This is a genomic window from Anaerovorax odorimutans (assembly GCF_024459955.1).
Taxonomy (GTDB): Bacteria; Bacillota; Clostridia; order Peptostreptococcales; family Anaerovoracaceae; genus Hominibacterium; species Hominibacterium odorimutans_A.
In genome coordinates, this window is record NZ_JANFXK010000010.1 from 86164 (window position 1) to 104043 (window position 17880).

The 17880-nt window shown below is 48.1% G+C and carries 11 protein-coding genes; 10 read left to right on the plus strand and 1 reads right to left on the minus strand.

The annotated features are described in order from the left end of the window. Positions 1–94: 94 nt before the first annotated feature. On the minus strand, positions 95–1225 hold the full coding sequence (locus NE619_RS10085) for a hypothetical protein (protein WP_256132290.1): 1131 nt from the start codon (positions 1223–1225) through the stop codon (positions 95–97). A 321-nt stretch (positions 1226–1546) separates the two neighbouring features. On the opposite strand from NE619_RS10085, the gene NE619_RS10090 reads away from it, so the two are divergent. The 10 genes from NE619_RS10090 (at position 1547) to NE619_RS10135 (ending at position 17629) form a co-directional block, all read left to right on the plus strand. Continuing rightward, complete coding sequence (locus NE619_RS10090) at positions 1547–4768, plus strand: response regulator (protein WP_256132291.1); 3222 nt, start codon at positions 1547–1549, stop codon at positions 4766–4768. Positions 4769–5390: 622 nt separating this feature from the next. Further along, the gene (locus NE619_RS10095) at positions 5391–5540 is read left to right on the plus strand and encodes a hypothetical protein (RefSeq protein ID WP_256132292.1); all 150 of its coding nucleotides are present in this window, start codon (positions 5391–5393) and stop codon (positions 5538–5540) included. Positions 5541–5708: 168 nt separating this feature from the next. After that, complete coding sequence (locus tag NE619_RS10100; RefSeq protein ID WP_256132293.1) at positions 5709–6725, plus strand: virulence RhuM family protein; 1017 nt, start codon at positions 5709–5711, stop codon at positions 6723–6725. A gap of 20 nt (positions 6726–6745) precedes the next feature. Then, complete coding sequence (gene uvrB, locus NE619_RS10105; RefSeq protein WP_256132294.1) at positions 6746–8728, plus strand: excinuclease ABC subunit UvrB; 1983 nt, start codon at positions 6746–6748, stop codon at positions 8726–8728. Positions 8729–8739: 11 nt separating this feature from the next. After that, positions 8740–11577 carry an excinuclease ABC subunit UvrA gene (gene uvrA / locus NE619_RS10110; RefSeq protein ID WP_256132295.1) on the plus strand — a complete coding sequence of 946 codons (2838 nt, stop codon included), beginning with the start codon at positions 8740–8742 and terminating at the stop codon, positions 11575–11577. Between the two features lie 632 nt (positions 11578–12209). Then, positions 12210–12884, plus strand: coding sequence for a hypothetical protein (locus NE619_RS10115; protein WP_256132296.1), 675 nt, complete (start codon positions 12210–12212; stop codon positions 12882–12884). A 24-nt stretch (positions 12885–12908) separates the two neighbouring features. Beyond that, complete coding sequence (locus NE619_RS10120; protein WP_256132297.1) at positions 12909–14351, plus strand: sodium:solute symporter family protein; 1443 nt, start codon at positions 12909–12911, stop codon at positions 14349–14351. A gap of 15 nt (positions 14352–14366) precedes the next feature. Further along, complete coding sequence (locus tag NE619_RS10125) at positions 14367–14597, plus strand: hypothetical protein (RefSeq protein WP_256132298.1); 231 nt, start codon at positions 14367–14369, stop codon at positions 14595–14597. Next, on the plus strand, positions 14594–16201 hold the full coding sequence (locus tag NE619_RS10130) for an amidohydrolase (protein ID WP_256132299.1): 1608 nt from the start codon (positions 14594–14596) through the stop codon (positions 16199–16201). The genes NE619_RS10125 and NE619_RS10130 overlap by 4 nt, the downstream gene beginning before the upstream one ends. A gap of 24 nt (positions 16202–16225) precedes the next feature. Then, complete coding sequence (locus NE619_RS10135; protein ID WP_256132300.1) at positions 16226–17629, plus strand: sigma-54 interaction domain-containing protein; 1404 nt, start codon at positions 16226–16228, stop codon at positions 17627–17629. Positions 17630–17880: the final 251 nt, after the last annotated feature.

The window sequence follows — 17880 nt, forward strand, 5'->3', positions numbered from 1 at the left end:
ATTAAAAAAGGTACCGGACAAATCCTGTGATTTGCCCGGTACCTTTTTAGAAATATGTACGGGGGAATTTCCCAATCTATCGGAGAATCTGCGATTATTTCCATTTGAGGGCATAGCCGCCGCATTCGCGCTTATCTTTTGTATAGACCTTTACATAGTAGGTGCCCTTGGAAAGACGTCCGTATTTTGTCTTGCTCAAAATATAATTATCGGTCTCGCCCTTTTTATATTTCAGGCCTTTTACTTTCTTTCCCTTCTTATTGTACACATCCAGATAGCATTGATTCGTCATCTGGTTCTGCAGGTAGAACTTTACTTTTCCCGATTTTTTAACTTTAACTTTATACCAGTCGTGGCCCTTCTTTCCGGATAAAACGTAACCCCTGACCTTTTTGTTCCGCTTTACGGTTACTGCCTTTTTCCTGGTGGCTCCGCTTTTTTCTTTAATTTTCGTATTTTTCACGCTGAGCCAGAATGGGCGGTCATCGGCCGGGCCAAGGTTCTTTAGCCGCAGATAATAAGTCTTGCCTTTTTTGACGCCAAAATACACAGGAGAGTCAATATCATACATCTTTAGAACACTTCTGGAAATCTGCTGTTTCTTGCTGTTCAAAAGAGAGAATTTCACATCGTTCTCTCCGGCATAGAGGGACACTTTGATGGTGCCTGTCTCTTTGGCGGTAAACTTATAGGACTGGGATTTGGCATTCGGGTTGAAACCAAAATATTCTTTTTTACTTATGCTGATGGTGCGATCCGCAGACGGATATAACCGCACCTTCAAATCAAAGGCTGCGTTAAAAGAACCGGACTTTCCGTAAACCGCGAAATAGCACTTTTCCCCGGTGACTCCGGAGTCTGTCAGAAGATGCTGTTCATCTTTTTTCATAGGTAATTTGGCTTCCCATTTGTCGTTAAGCTCTTCTTTTGTGCCGCAATCATACCAGATATCACCCGTTCCCTGAGAATTTTCAACGATTAAATCGATTGTCCCGCTTTCAGAAAAGGGAATTTCATAGAGCGCTCCGTGGTGTCCGTTGAAAAGGACAGGACTGCTGTTCGAAACCTGGCAGGTTGTCTTAGGGATACTTTCGTTTGGATTATAGACCTTTGTTGGCTGCAGGACTGCTGTGGGCTCGAGGCTTTCGGCAGCCAGGGCTGTTGCCGGAATCAGCGTTACGAGAAGCATGACTCCGGTTATCAGAGCTGTAATTTTCTTTTTCATACTTTCCTCCTTTTTTTACACAATAGAATTCACACTCAAATTATAACATGTCTTCTGAACTAATGCAATTTTCAGATAAATACTTGTGAGAAGGTACGGAACTGCTACAGCGATGTTTATACGTTTTATTTTATACTTTCGCGCCCTTTTCCCGGGAGGGGATACCGCGCGGAATCTTGATTTGTATGGGGGTGCGTGCTATACTGATACGTATATGGACAGTGTGCGCTTTAGCCGCAATTTGTCAATACGCATAAGTATTCGGAGAGGGGAAACGTTGATAATTCATTGCTCCGCTGTACATTTGGAAAGGATAAAAAGATGGGAAACGCACAGACGGTGAGCGGGACTGTAGATACATTTTGCCGGGCATGGCTTGAACAACGGGATGCCATAGGGGCGGCGGCATTTTTAGCAGAAGAAATTAGTTTTATCGGGCCTGGTGAGGGCGAGTACGCCAACGGAAAGGTCGATATGACTCAATATATTCGCCAGGATATTCAGGAGCTGACAGAACCGTTTTCATGTGAAACTTCAGTAATCCATGAGCACATGTTTGATGAACATGTTTGCAGTCTGTCCGCGACGCTTACCCTGAAAAATTCTCAATATACCTGGAGGCTGCGTGGATTCTTCGTTTTGGCCCGGCGGTATGAACGCTGGCTGATTCACGATCTGCATATTGCGGAACCGGGCAGCAGCCAGCGGGGGCAGGAACACTACCCCAAAACTCTGGTGATGGAAAATATTGTTCGCCAGCGGCAGCAGCTTCTGAACGATTCTCTGCCCGGGGGCATGATGGGTGGATATATTGAGGAAGGGTTTCCTTTCTACTTTATCAACCGCCAGATGCTGGACTACCTGGGCTATGAGAACGAAGCGGAATTCGTCACTGATATCGGCGGCCTGATTTCCAACTGCATGCACCCGGATGATCGTGCGGTGGTGGATGCGGCGGTAGGCCGCGGATTGGAGAGCAACAGCCAGTACACAGTGGAATACCGGATGAAGAAAAAGGACGGCTCTTACATATGGGTGCATGACACCGGGCTGAGGATGACCGCGGAAGATGGGCGGAGCGCGATTACTTCCGTATGCATTGATATTACAGAGGAAAAACTGCTTCAGGAGCGTGCTAAGGAGCTTTACGAAAAGGAAATCGCCTATTTTGCGGAGCTGACTGTTGCGGAAGGGGCCATGCAGGGACGCATTAATGTTACCAGGAACCAAGTGGAAAGCTATGTGGCAACTTCGGATGTGGCAGTCGCTACGGTAGGTGACACCTACGACAATACGATTGAACATTTGGCTTCTTCCGCCGCGGACCTAAAGCAGGGGAATGAGGTTCGCCGTGTTCTTAAACGTGAGAAAGTCCTCGATGATTATGCTAAGGGGGAAACGGACTATCATTTTGAATTCCTGCGGCAGCGTAACGGTGGGTCGGGAGCTTTCTGGGGAAGTACCAATCTGCGGACCTGCCTTAACCCTAAGACTGGCGATGTTGTGATGTTTTTCTACACCGTGGATATCACAGAACAGAAGCTGCAGAAACAGCTTTTGGAAAATGTATCCAAATTGGATTATGATATTATTACGGAGATCGACTTGCAGACAGGCAAGTATCGTCTGGCGGCATATGAGGACCGGAAAAAGCTGACGATTCCGCTAAAGGGGGATTTTCAAAAGGAAATCAGCCTTGTGGCGGACAGATATATGGACGAGGCAGCCCGGGCAGAGTTCCTCGAGAAACTCAATTTTGATTATATGAGAGCGGAACTGTCGGAAAACGGAGTCTATACTTTTATTTTGGAAGTCCAGGAGGCGCGAGGCAAACGGGTCAAGAGGTTCCAGGTATTCTATATCAGTGAGGAGCTGGACAGGGTCTGCATGACCCGTGCCGATGTGACTGACGTAATGCGGCAGGGGCAGCGGCAGAAAGAAGAACTGTCCGCGGCTCTGGCAGCTGCCGAACAGGCCAACGCCGCCAAGTCGGATTTTCTTTCGCGCATGAGCCACGAAATCAGAACTCCTATGAACGCGATTATCGGTATGAGTACTATCGCAGCCCAATCCATCGGCAATGATGAGCAGGTAGCGGATTGTATTTCTAAGATCGGCATTTCCTCCCGTTTTCTCCTGTCCCTTATCAATGATATTTTGGACATGAGCCGGATTGAAAGCGGCAAAATGCTGCTGAAAAATGAGAAGATTCCGACGGAGGAGTTCCTTCAAGGCATCAATTCTATCTGCTATACGCAGGCGGCGTCGAAGGGCCTGGACTACGAGTGTATCGTAGACCCGGTATTGGACGATTACTACATTGGCGATGCTATGAAACTCCAGCAAGTGCTGATTAATATTTTAAGCAATGCCATCAAATTTACAAGTGAAGGCGGTCGTGTAGCATTCTCTGTGGAGCAGCGCAGCAAGACAAAGAATGGTGCAGCGCTTCGATTCATTGTCAACGATACGGGTACGGGTATGAGTGAAGATTTTCTCCCACACATCTTTGAGGCGTTTTCTCAGGAGAGCACCGGTACTACGGCGCTCTATGGGGGCACCGGTCTGGGAATGGCTATCTCCAAGAATATCATCGATATGATGGGAGGCAAGATCACCGTGCGGTCCATTAAGGATATCGGTACGGAATTTACCGTGGATGTGAAGCTGGGCATTACTGAGGAAGAGAAGCTGCGGCACAAACAGAAGAAGCATGATTATAATTTTTCCTATTTGAAAACGCTGGTGGTGGATGACGATGTGGCGGTCTGCGAAAGCGCTGTTTCCACATTGAGAGAGCTTGGAATTACGGCAAAATGGGTGGACAGCGGCCGCAAAGCGGTAGAGCTGGTAAAGACCCAATGGGAAGCACATAAATATTTTGATATGATTCTCATCGACTGGAAGATGCCGGACATGGACGGTATTGAAACGGCACGGCAGGTGCGTGCTATCGTAGGTCCGGAGGTTACCATTATTATTATGACCGCTTACGATTGGAGCGCGATTGAGCATGAGGCCAGGCTGGCCGGCGTTAACCTGCTTATGAGCAAACCCATGTTCAAATCAGCGCTGGTATCGGCTTTCTCCAAAGCATTGGGACAAAAGGAGGAGCAGGAACAGAAAGGGGACAAGGAGGATTTTAATTTTATAGGAAAACGGATTTTGCTGGTGGAGGACAATGCGATCAATACTGAGGTTGCCGCCGCGCTGCTGGAGACCAGCGGGTTTGAGGTGGATACCGCAGAGAACGGATTACAGGCGCTGGAGATCTTCACCAGAAGCCAGGCGGGGTATTATGACGCAATCCTGATGGATATTCGGATGCCCCTGATGGACGGCCTGACGGCGACGAGGAATATCCGGCATCTGAGCAATGCGGATGCTAAGACAATCCCCATTATCGCCATGACTGCCAACGCATTCGACGATGACATCGAAAAATCCAAGGAAGCGGGAATGAACGCCCACCTGGCAAAGCCCATCGAACCCATGCGGCTATACCAGACTCTTTATGATTTTATTTTTGGGAAAGAGGAGTAAGCAACCGGTGCGCTGTGCAAGGAAATTTCCCTATATAGAAATCAAGGAAGCACAGAACGAACGTTTCTTTTATCCTGTGTTTCCTTGTTTTTTGTGCTGGAATGAAAGGAAAATAAGGTTTCAATTTGGGATATGGAATTTTTTTGAAATATGCATATTTGTTCAACAACGGATTCCTTTCTGCTTTGTTGTTGATGTATTTTCAAGGGTTGCGGTCTCTGTTCCTGTTCAAAGCTGCATATTAATCGAGATTCTACGCTCACATGCTCTGTATCCTTGAGAAAAGTTCAACAAGAACCTGACTTTTCGCTGCGTGTTGATAAAAATAGCAATTTGTCTTTTTTGCAGTTTTCCATATGAGCCGATTCTTGCGGCATAACTTGCTGCAAGGCAGAAAATGCTGGGCAGGGTGGGCTTATTAATTGAAATTACAAAGTGACTTGAAGCGGTAAAAGGACAGCAAAAACAGTAATGCGTGTTATGAATGAATTGATCTGTTTTTATGGAAAATGTTATAATTAGTTAAATCCAGAGGATACTTATTACGATATGCGCATATCCAGCAGGTTAAACATTGTGATATTAGCAGATTTTTTCTAAATTAGTTAAGGAGAATGTTTGGATGAATAATGATGGACAACTAATGACTTTAGGACCATTTATATTGCTTATTATTGTAGCAGTTTTTGTTATTGCGGGTGTAGTAGTATATAAATGTTTAAAAAAACCGAATCAAGAAAAAAAGAATATTAATAAAAATCCAGAAAAGTGAAATCAGTAACTAATTCTGGTGGACAAGTATAACTGTTAAAGAAGTACAGAACAAATGTTCCTTTTTGTTCTGTACTTTTTAATTTTTCTGTGCTAGAATGGAAGGAAAATGAGGGTATCTGTAAAATTATTAGTTTGGCAAGAACAGCTATGATAGGAGAAAATTTGTATGAGCGAATTTCCCTTTATTATTTATAAATCGCAGCAAGAAGATGTGTCTGTTAATGCGCTAATGAAGAATGAAACAATTTGGCTGACCCAAAAAGGAATGGCAGAGTTATTTGGAATTGATAAATCAGGGATTAGCAGACATTTGAAAAATATTTTTGAAAGTGGAGAACTAGATGAAAAAGTGGTTGTTGCAAAAATTGCAATACCCACTCAGCACGGAGCTATCCCTGATAAAGTCCAGAACTCCTTAACAAATTATTATAATTTAGATGCCATTATATCGGTTGGTTATCGGGTTGACTCTATGCGCGCTACACATTTTCGCATATGGGCTACGGGTGTATTAAAGGACTTTATAATCAAAGGATTCGCAATGGATGATGAGCGGTTGAAACAGGGGAAAACAGCCTTTGGGAATGATTATTTCAGAGAGCTGTTGGAGAGAGTACGGTCAATTCGAGCCAGTGAGCGAAGAATTTGGCAGCAGGTTACAGACATCTTTGCAGAATGCAGTATTGATTATGACAAAAACGCTGAGATAACACATCAGTTTTATGCTATGGTGCAAAATAAATTTCATTATGCAATTGCCGGACAAACAGCCGCTGAGATCGTTTATACAAAGGCAGACCATACAAAAGATCATATGGGCCTTACAACCTGGAAGGCTGCACCGGATGGGCGGGTATTAAAATCAGATGTTTCAATTGCTAAAAATTACTTGAACGAGAAACAAATTAGAAGTTTAGAAAGAGCAGTGACAGGATACTTTGATTATATAGAGGATTTGATTGAGCGCGAAAATACGTTTACTATGGAGGAATTTGCCAGCAGCGTCAATGCGTTTCTTGAATTCAGAAGATACGATATCTTACCGGATAAGGGCAGGATATCAAGTAGACAGGCGAAAGAAAAGGCAGAAGCTGAATATGAACTATTTAGTAAGACGCAGAATATTGAATCTGATTTTGATAAACAGGTAAAAAAACTATTGGAAGAAAAATCGAATCAGTAAACCAAGGGAGAGAAAAATAAATGCGTGAAGAACGACGTTTTGAAATAGCTTCAGAATACAAGCCCATGGGCGACCAGCCACAGGCAATCGAAAAACTGGCGCAGGGCATCATGGAGGGAAAAGAACATCAGACCCTGATGGGGGTCACCGGTTCCGGAAAAACCTTTACCATGGCCAATATCATACAAAAAGTACAAAAACCGACGCTGGTTATTTCCCACAACAAAACACTGGCCGCACAGCTCCACGGAGAATTCAAGGAGTTTTTCCCGGACAACGCGGTGGAATACTTTGTGTCCTACTACGACTACTACCAGCCGGAGGCTTACGTGCCTTCCACAGACACATATATCGAAAAAGACTCCGACATCAACGATGAAATTGAAAAACTGCGCCACTCGGCGACAGCAGCCCTGTCGGAACGGCGGGACGTTATCATCGTAGCCAGCGTTTCCTGTATTTACGGATTGGGAAGTCCGGTGGATTACGAGAATCAGGTGCTTTCCCTGCGCCCGGGCATGGAAAAGAACCGTCAGGAAATCCTCCGGCGTCTGGTGGACATCCAGTACACCCGCAACGACATGGGTTTTACCAGAGGAACCTTCCGGGTACGGGGGGATGTGGTGGATATCTATCCGGCCGGAGCTGAAAACGCCGTCAGAGTCGAGCTTTTCGGCGATGAGGTGGAAACCATCAAGGAACTCAATCCGGTTACAGGCGAGATCATCGGGCTGCGCAACCATGTTGCCGTATATCCGGCGTCTCATTACGTTACCACAAAAGAAAAGATTGAAGAGGCGGCCCTGACCATCGGCGCAGAGCTGGAAGAACGGGTTCAGTGGTTCAAGGACCGGGGCAAGCTGATCGAAGCCCAGAGAATCGAACAGCGGACCCGCTACGATATCGAAATGCTGCGGGAGATCGGCAGCTGCAAGGGAATCGAAAACTATTCCCGTCATCTCAACGGCCTGCCGCCGGGAACCCGCCCTTATACGCTGATCGACTATTTCCCCGACGATTTTCTGATTATGATCGACGAGTCTCACGTGATGCTGCCCCAGCTGCGGGCCATGTACGCCGGGGACCGTTCGCGGAAGAGCTCACTGGTGGAATACGGTTTCCGTTTGCCTTCGGCGCTGGACAACCGTCCTCTTCAATTCGAAGAATTCCAAAAGCTGGCCAACCAGTGCGTTTACGTCAGCGCTACGCCGGGTCCTTACGAAAAGGAACAGAGCGGCGGTATCACAGCGGAACAGATCATTCGTCCGACTGGCCTTTTGGACCCATTGATTCAGGTGCAGAAGAGCGAAGGCCAGATCGACCATCTGATCGGAGAGATCAATAAAACCGTAGAAAAGGAAGAAAAGGTTCTGGTGACGACTCTGACCAAAAAAATGGCCGAGAGCCTTACAGATTATCTGAAAAATGCCGGAATCCGTGTTAGATATCTCCATTCTGAGGTAGATACATTGGAGCGGATGGAAATCATTCGGGATCTGCGAATGAATGTTTTCGACGTGCTGGTAGGCATCAACCTGCTGCGGGAAGGACTGGACATTCCGGAGGTTTCCCTGGTGGCTATTTTAGACGCAGACAAGCAGGGTTTCCTGCGTACCGAGACTTCGCTGATCCAGACCATCGGCCGTGCGGCCAGACATTCGGAGGGCCGAGTCATCATGTATGCCGATGAAATCAGTCCGGCCATGAAGGTTTCCATTGAAGAGACGGAGCGGCGGCGCAAGATTCAGGACGCTTATAACAAGGAACACGGAATCACGCCGCAGACCATTAAAAAATCGGTGCGGGCAGTAATCGAGGCCACCAAGGTGGCGGAGGACGAAGCCCAGTATCAGGGAAAGAGTCCGCTGGAGCTGACGAAGAAAGAACTGGCGGCTTATGTAAAGCAGCTGGAAAAGGAAATGAAACAGGCGGCGGCCGATTTGCAGTTCGAGCGGGCGGCCATGCTGCGTGACCAGATTTTCGAATATAAAGTAAAACTATAAGAGGATAAGAGATGACAAAAGACATTCACATTAAAGGAGCAAATGAAAACAATTTAAAAAATATTGATGTAACCATTCCCAGGGATCAGATGGTGGTGCTGACGGGGCTTTCCGGATCGGGAAAATCCTCGCTGGCCTTTGATACCATTTACGCAGAGGGTCAGCGGCGCTATGTAGAGAGCCTTTCCTCCTATGCCAGACAGTTTCTGGGACAGATGGAAAAGCCCAACGTGGAATATATCGAAGGCCTTTCACCGGCCATTTCCATCGACCAGAAGACCACCAGTAAAAACCCCAGATCCACGGTGGGAACTGTAACCGAAATCTACGACTATCTGCGGCTTTTGTACGCCCGTATCGGGGTGCCCCACTGCCCGGTCTGCGGCAAGGAAATATCCAGCCAGTCGGTGGATCAGATTGTGGATTTGCTGATGGACTTGGGCGAAAAGACCAGAATTACCATGCTGGCCCCGGTGGTACGCCAGAGAAAGGGCGAACATGAAAAGATTCTGGAGCGGATTCGCAAGGAAGGTTTTACCAGAGTCAGAGTGGATGGAGAGATCCGGCAGATTAACGAAGAAGATATCAAACTGGAAAAGAATTTAAAACATATCATTGAGATCGTGATTGACCGAATTATCGTCAAGGAAGGGGCGGAAAGCCGTCTGGCGGAAGCCTGCGAGCTGGCTATTTCCCACGGCGACGGTTTGATCGTGGCCCATATCAAACAGGACGATGAAGAATACGACCGGATCTTCAGTACCAGTCTGGCCTGTCCGGAGCACGGAGTCAGCATCGCTGAGCTGGAGCCGCGGATGTTTTCCTTTAACAATCCTTTCGGCGCCTGCCCGGACTGCAAAGGGCTGGGGTTCATCCAGAGGATTGACCCGGATCTGATCATCACCAAACAGGATGTCAGCATACCGGACGGCTGCCTTTCCACGATCTTCGCCTCCATGGAGTTTTCAGGCTTTTACCGGCAGATGATCGAGGCTCTGGCTGAGTATCACGGTGTCGATATCAATACCCCATACAACAAGCTGCCGAAGAAATTTAAAAAAGAGCTGTTATACGGAACAGGTACCCGCCATCTCAAGTATTACTATACCAGCCGCAGCAACGGTACCAAGTCCTATCGGGATCACCCATTTGAGGGCGTGATTAATAATCTGGAGCGCAGATACCGTGAAACCAACTCCGAGTTTATTAAGGAGAAGATGAGCAAATACATGACCATAACGCCTTGCGATACCTGCGGAGGCAGGCGTCTGAGGCCGGAGATTCTGGCTGTCACAGTAGGCGGCAAAAATATTATGGAATTCTGCGAGCTGTCGGTACGTGACGCCTATGAATTTGTTGAAGGACTGCAGCTTACAGAGAGGGAGCTGATGATCGCCAATCAGGTTCTCAAGGAAGTCAAGGCCAGACTCAATTTCCTCATAGATGTGGGCCTGGACTACCTGACCCTTTCCAGAGCTTCCGCGACCCTTTCCGGCGGCGAATCGCAGCGTATCCGGCTGGCCACACAGATCGGCTCCAGTTTGGTGGGCGTTTTGTATATTCTGGACGAGCCCAGCATCGGCCTGCACCAGAAGGATAATGAAAAGCTGCTGGCTACCCTGCGCCACCTGACCGACATCGGCAACACTCTCATTGTGGTGGAACACGATGAGGACACCATGTACGCTGCGGACCATATCGTGGATATCGGTCCGGGAGCCGGCCTTCACGGCGGTGAGCTGGTAGCCGAAGGCACGGTGGAGGACATCAAAAAGAATAAAAGGTCCATCACCGGACAGTATCTGAGCGGTGCGAAAAAAATCGAAGTGCCGAAGGCCCGCCGCAAGGGAAACGGGCTCAAAATTCAGATCAAAGGCGCTGCGGAGAACAATCTGAAAAAGATCAACGTGAACATCCCCCTGGGCAAGCTGGTCTGTGTTACTGGAGTTTCCGGTTCAGGAAAGAGCAGCCTGGTCAATGAGATTCTTTATAAAGGAGTGGCTGCTGAAACTAACGGGCTGAAAGCCAAAGCCGGCGCTCATAAAAAGATTTTGGGAATTGAAAATATCGACAAAGTAATCGATATCAATCAGTCGCCCATCGGCAGAACGCCTCGCTCCAATCCGGCTACTTATACCGGCGTGTTTACGCCGATTCGGGACCTGTTTGCCCAGCTGCCGGAGGCCAAACTGAGGGGATACGAAAAGGGCCGGTTCAGCTTTAACGTAAAGGGCGGCCGCTGCGAAGCCTGCAGCGGAGACGGCATCATTAAGATTGAAATGCACTTCCTGCCAGACGTGTACGTGCCCTGTGAAGTCTGCAAAGGCAAGCGCTACAACCGGGAGACTCTGGAAGTAAAATATAAAGGGAAGAGCATCTTTGACGTATTGGATATGAACGTGACGGAAGCATTGGAATTTTTCCAGCACATCCCGTCTATTTCCAGACAGCTGGAGACCCTGGAGCAGGTGGGCCTGGGCTACATCAAGCTGGGACAGCCTTCAACGCAGCTTTCCGGCGGTGAGGCCCAGAGGATTAAGCTGGCTTCGGAGCTGTCCAAACGAAGCACCGGCAAGACGCTGTACATCCTGGACGAGCCGACTACAGGGCTGCATTTTGCCGACGTGGACAAGCTGCTGCAAGTTCTGGACACCTTGGTGGATGCAGGAAACACGGTAGTTGTTATCGAACACAATCTGGACGTAATCAAACGGGCCGATCATATTATTGACTTGGGGCCGGACGGCGGATTCCGCGGCGGCGAGATCGTGGCCGAGGGAACCCCGGAAGAGGTGGCGGAGGTAGAAGCGTCCTATACGGGTCAGTTTTTGAAAAAGATGTTGAAATAAAGTTGTGATGTAGGGAAATCTTTGGTCTGACAGGAAACTGGAAGCTGGCCTGGCGCTTTTTGTTTTGAAATTGGATCGGAGCGGATAAAATATGTGGACTTGCAGGTTTTACGGATTTTTTTCTTGGAAATTTCCACTTAAGATTGGCCTGCAAGGGTAAGAAACGTTGAAAAAAGATCCGCTTTTATCTCCCTCTTTGGTTGGAAGATCCGAAATTGCTTTAACACGTTACAATCCGAAATTAGATAGACGTTTCTTATCCGGCAGAATGCGGTCTTTTTTAACGAATTGTGCGTATTGTTAAAAAAGGTTGTGCCGCAAGGCAACAAATAGTATACCAAGTTGCATTTTCGCAACTCGCAGATGCATCAGAGCAACCAAGCGCGCATATAAGTTCAGAAAATTCAAAAACGTTAGAAAATACTCTCTTACAGCTATTTAAAAGCAGATAAGTACTCAAATTACAGCAAAAAAGTGTTTCAAAAATAAAACAGTGTTCCAAAGGCGCAAAACGACAATTGACTAAACTCGTTGAAATTTCAACGAGTTTTCTTTTTTTTGCCTTGGTACGGGTCTTGCAACATATATAAGTCAGAAGTTATTTCACGGCGTAAAAGAAAGGAGTGGATCATGTGCAGCAGGAAAAAACGATTGTAAAGAGGCTCGAAAAACTCGAAAAAGCAGTTCAGCCTGAGCACGCGGGCAGTCGGCGAAAAGATGCGGGTGCGCAGTACTTTACAGAGGCGGTGTGCAGCAGAAATGAGGCCATCGAAAGCAAGCTCAAACTGCTCAGAGGAAGTTTTTTCGGCCGGCCCATCGTAAAGTTTGAAGTGAAAAACGTAACGGACGTATGGGTGCCCTATTGCTATCTGGAATACGATTTTGCCGTAGAACGCAACATCATGTTCCGGAAGAAGGGGCTTATGAAGACCGGAAAGGTGGGACTCGTCTTTGATATGAACGAAATGCATCCTTTCCAGTACGACCTGTATGAAAGCGGAGAACTGCCGCTGAAAAAGGGCCGCGTGGACGGAAAACAGCGAAAGCTGCTGGAATGCTCCAATTCTATGCATGATGTCAAAGCAAAGGCAGAGGAATATCTCCAGTTTCGTGTCATGAAAAAGTTCTACGGAACGGAGGCGCGGCTGAGACTGGATAAGGAACGGCCGTTTTTCAGACCCGCAGTTGAGATCGAGGTCCTATACAAAGGAAAGAATTCAAATCTCAGATATGCGTATCTGGATGAATTCGCTGTGGAAAGTGAACACGTTTTAGGACTGAAATATCGGGTGGACAATAACTTTTAAATATTGAGAAAGGCGGAATTTTTTATGATTAATTTTGCAGAGATATGGTCCAAACTGGACTGGATGATCATTGTAGCTTATTTCGCAGTCATTATATTAGTCGGGCTGGTCATGCGCAAAAGGGCCAGCAAAAATATGAAGAGTTTCTTCGTAGCTTCCAGAAGGCTTACGATCCCGGTCCTTGTAGGCGTCGGGGCGGCCAGCTGGTACGATTCCTGGACCATAGTCGGCTTGGCCGAATGCGGTACCACCATGGGAATCTGTATTATCTTCATCTATGTAATTCCCACGGCCATCCTCAGATTGCCGCTGGCCGTATGGATCGGGCCCCTGGTTCGGAATAAGATTCCCGACTGGGTTATCACCATGCCGGATCTGATGGCTTACATGTATGACAAAAAGACAAAGCTGGTTATGGCGCTGGGAATGCTGCCGCCGTTTTTATATGAAGCGGCTCTTTTGACAGCCGGCGGGCAGGTAGTCGCCTATGTGACAGGGATGAACATGTGGGTAGCTTTTGCAATACTCGGGGTCATCATTATTTTCTATACTTCCCTGTCAGGACTTTGGGGTCTGGCTGTAACCGATATGATGCAGTTTGTGGTAATGTCCGTTGCCGCGGGCGTTCTCTGCTTTGGCATCTATGCTCACTTCCAGGGCTTCGGCAGCCTGTTCGACCAGGTGGAAGCAGTCAATCCCGACTTCATGACCATAACCGGAGGCAACGGCTTTATGGCCATACTGGGATGGGTAATCAGCGCGCTGGCTATGTACGCCAATTCCCAGTCTTATCAGCGGTTTGGATCTTCCAAATCGGGTGGAGACATCAAGGTTTCCTATACCTGCATCATGATCTTCGGGCTCTTCTTTAGTACGGTAATGGTTATCGCGGGTATGGCAGCCCTGGTTATTTTCCCGGAAGCAGCGGCGGCAGCTCCGTCAGAAGCTTTCTGGGGCGTTGTTTTCACCACTTTGCCCATTGGACTGAGAGGTCTGTTCGTAGCGGCGCTGCTTTCAGCTGTCATGTCAACGGTCAGCGCGGATTATCTGATTGCAGGAGCGGTGGTCATTCACGATATACTGAAAGGCTTCTTCAAGCCGGCCCTCAGTGACAAGGCGGAAGTCCTGGGAACCCGTGTGGTAATCTGGTGCATCGGCATCTTTATGATCGTTGCCACTTATTTCTGGCAGGACGGCATTTCCAAGGCTTACTACTACTGCGGAGGATTCCAGGTAGCGGCCTTTATCGTTCCGCTGATGTTCGGACTCTTCTACAAGAAGAAGACTGCGGCAGCCGGATTCTGGAGCCTGGTACTCACCATCATCGCCTATGCGGTATGGCAGTTCGCTCTGGGAATTCCATGGGGTATCCCCACGAATCTGGCCTGCATTATTTTCAGTATGATCGTGTATGTCGTAGTTGCCAAGATCACATATAAAGGTGAAAAAAACACATCCGTAGCGTGAGGAAAGGCAGGTAGAATGATGAAAAAAGAATTGAGCGAAGCAAAAAAAACGAGATTAGCGTATATCTGGGCAATTATAGCTCTGGTATCTTCCGTAGTCCTGGGAGCGCTGGTGGCAGCGGGATCGGATCAGATACTGCCGATCTTCCTGGGGCTGGCCACCATACTTTACGGGCCGATAACGGCTTTCCTCTATATTCGGGAAGTGAGGAACGGCGTATTCAGAGTGGAGGATGATGAAAAATGAGAAAAAAAGCTTTACGCTGCAAACATATTTATACGGGACTGTCGGAGGAGCTGACAGACGGTTATGTAATATGGGAAGATGGTACCATTCTTTTCGTGGGAAACGAATCGGATGCAGAGCCTTACCTGGATGGGGAGACAGAGATCCTCAGGTTCGACGATAATTTCATCATGCCGGGATTCCACGATTTTCACGTTCATCTGATGTCCGGCGCGCTGATGGAACGAGACGGAATATTGCGGTACGCCAATATAGAAGAAGAGGCGGTGCGGATGCTTTGGGAAAAGAATAAAGACCGCCGCTCAAAGGATTGGATCCTGGGAGGGGCCTGGGATAATTTCCGGTGGCCGGAAAATAAGCTTCCTTCCAAAGAAAGTCTGGATGTATACTTCAAAGATATCCCTGTATTTTTACTGAACAAAGAATGTCATGGGGCCTGGGCCAACAGCGAAGCGCTGCGCAGATTTAAAATTACCAGGGACACGCCGGATCCGGAAAACGGGAGTTTTTTCCGAAATTCCGACGGCGAACCGACCGGTTATGTCCATGAAGCTGCGGTAATTCCCATGTTAAAGGGCATTCTAAAGGACATGAGTTTGGAATCAATGGCCGATTATGCGGAATCTTTTGCGGAGAAGGCGAATACATATGGAATAACATCCGTAGGGGACTTGCCTCTGTATGGAATACGCGCGGACCGGGCCTACAAGCTGCTGGAAGAGCAGGGCAGGTTAAAGGTACGGATCAATTTCTGCATAGCGATGATGGAGGACCTGACGGAAATCTTCAGCGCCAGAGAAGAATATACGTCGGATCTGCTTCGGTTTATCGGAGTAAAAGATTTTCTTGACGGAACGCCCATGGGCCATACGGGTTTCATGCTGGAACCTTATACGGATATGCCGGAATTTCGCAGTAGCCCGATGATCGAGCCGGAGGTCCTCAAAGCACGGGTAGCCCTGCTGGCGGCAAATGATATCAAAGTACGGCTTCATGCCTGCGGCGACGGGGCGGTCAGGCTGGGTCTGGATGCCTTTGCCTATGCCCGGGACGCACTTGGGGAACGGGGCCTGAGACACTGCATCGAGCATATTGAATCCATCTCTCCGGAAGATATCAAACGGTTCGGCGATTTGAACGTGATCGCTTCCGTGCAGCCGGATCATCTGCCGAAATACGATTTCGATGGCCATCCGTTTCATCGAATGATTGGAGAAGAGCGGATGCGCTATTCCTGGCCCTTCCGTTCATTGGCCGAAAATGGCGCGGTATTGGCCCTTGGAACCGACTATCCGGTAACGGAGCTGAACCCGCTGCGAGGCGTTTACCGGGCAGTGACGCGTTTGACCGATGATGGAGAACCGAAAGGCGGCTTCTCGCCGGATGAAAAGCTGTCTGTCCACGAAAGTCTCAGGGCGTACACCTATGGCAGCGCCTATGCGGCGGGCAGAGAAAAGGAGACAGGAAGTCTCTGTCCGGGTATGCTGGCGGACCTGGCGGTTTTGGAAGAAAACCCGTTCGCCTGTGCTTTTGACAGGGATAAAATGTTTGGCATGAAGGTTTTGATGACAATTGTAGGCGGAGAGGCGGTGTATACCGGATAATCTGATTTTAGACAGGAGGCACGTATGGATAGACTTAGGGAAGAAGAACTGCTGGTTGAATATTATGATGAGATCCTGAATATCATGAATACGATTAAGGTGGGCGTGTTCATTACGGACGGCGAGGGGAATGTGCTGTTGGTAAACAAGGACTCTCAGCGCACGGGAGGCCTGGAACTGGAAGAGATCCTGGGGAAAAATATGCAGGAGCTTTTGGAACAGGGGTACGTGGATGAATCTTCGGTGCTGAAAGCTCTGGAGACAAAGAGTGAGTACCGGATGATACAGACGCTGGGGGACGGCAGCAGCATTTATCTGACGGCGGTGCCCTATTACAAGGACGGCACAATCCGGCTGGTGGTATGTACGGAAAGGGATATCACGGAAACCAGGGTTCTGGAAAGCCTCCTGGAAGAGAGCAAAGAGCTTTCGGAAAAACAGAAAAAAGAGCTGGAGTACCTGAGAGCCAAAAGCAATGGCAGCAGTCCTGACATTATCGCAGAGAGCCCGAAGATGAGAGAGATCATCCATACGGTGGAGCGGGTGGCTCAGCTGGACACGACCGTCTTGATCTGCGGCGAATCCGGTGTAGGAAAAGAAGTGATCGCCGACTACATATTTAACAAAAGTAATCGGACGGAAAAGCCGTTTGTCAAGATCAATTGCGCGGCCATACCGGAAAACCTCCTGGAATCGGAACTGTTTGGCTATGAAAAGGGCGCTTTTACGGGGGCCGATACAAAGGGAAAGGTGGGAATCTTTGAAATGGCGCAGGAAGGGACGCTCTTTTTAGACGAGATCGCAGAGATCCCCATGCGCCTGCAGGCAAAGCTGCTGCGGGTCCTCCAGGAAAAGGAGATCCGCAGACTGGGCGGCAAGCAGACTGTCAGCGTCAACGTGCGCATTATAGCGGCCACCAATGTGAACCTCAAGCAGGCGGTAGAGGAAGGGACCTTCCGGGAAGACCTGTATTACCGGCTCAACGTGGTTCCCATTGAAGTACCGCCCCTCAGGGAGAGAAAAGAGGATATACGCGCCCTGACGGAACACTTTGTACGCATGTTCTGCGAAGAATATCACACGAAAAAGCAGGTATCCGTGGAAGCCATGGCGGAATTGATGCACGCTCCCTGGCACGGAAATATCCGTGAACTGAGAAACATGATCGAACGATTGATCGTCAGCTTCGACGGTGAACAGATTACTTCCAGGCAGGTGAAAAATCTGCTCTTTGCCAGCGACCGATCGAAAAACATACTGGTGGAGGAAAAACTGTCCCTGGAAGAACTGATGGGTGAGTACGAGCGAGAGCTGCTGCTGAGTTATCTGGAAAAGTATTCAACGGCCGCGGAAGTGGCGAGAAAACTCAGGGTAAATAAATCCACCATCAGCCGAAAATTAAAAAAATACAATATCGCGCAAAAATAAAATTAAAAAACAGATCAAACTTTTTTCCCGGGATTGATCTGTTTTTTTGCAAAAAGGCTCTTCTGCGCAGGATTTTGAAAAACCTGGTTGCATCGAAGCAACCAATTTAGTTGCCTTGGCGCAACCAAAACCAGCAGAAATACCCGTCAGAATTCTTTGTTTTGCAACGATTTCAAAAATGGAAACAAATTAGTTGTAATTTCACAGCAAGAAACGGTTGCTTTTAAACAACTTCTAGGAGTTGGCAGGTT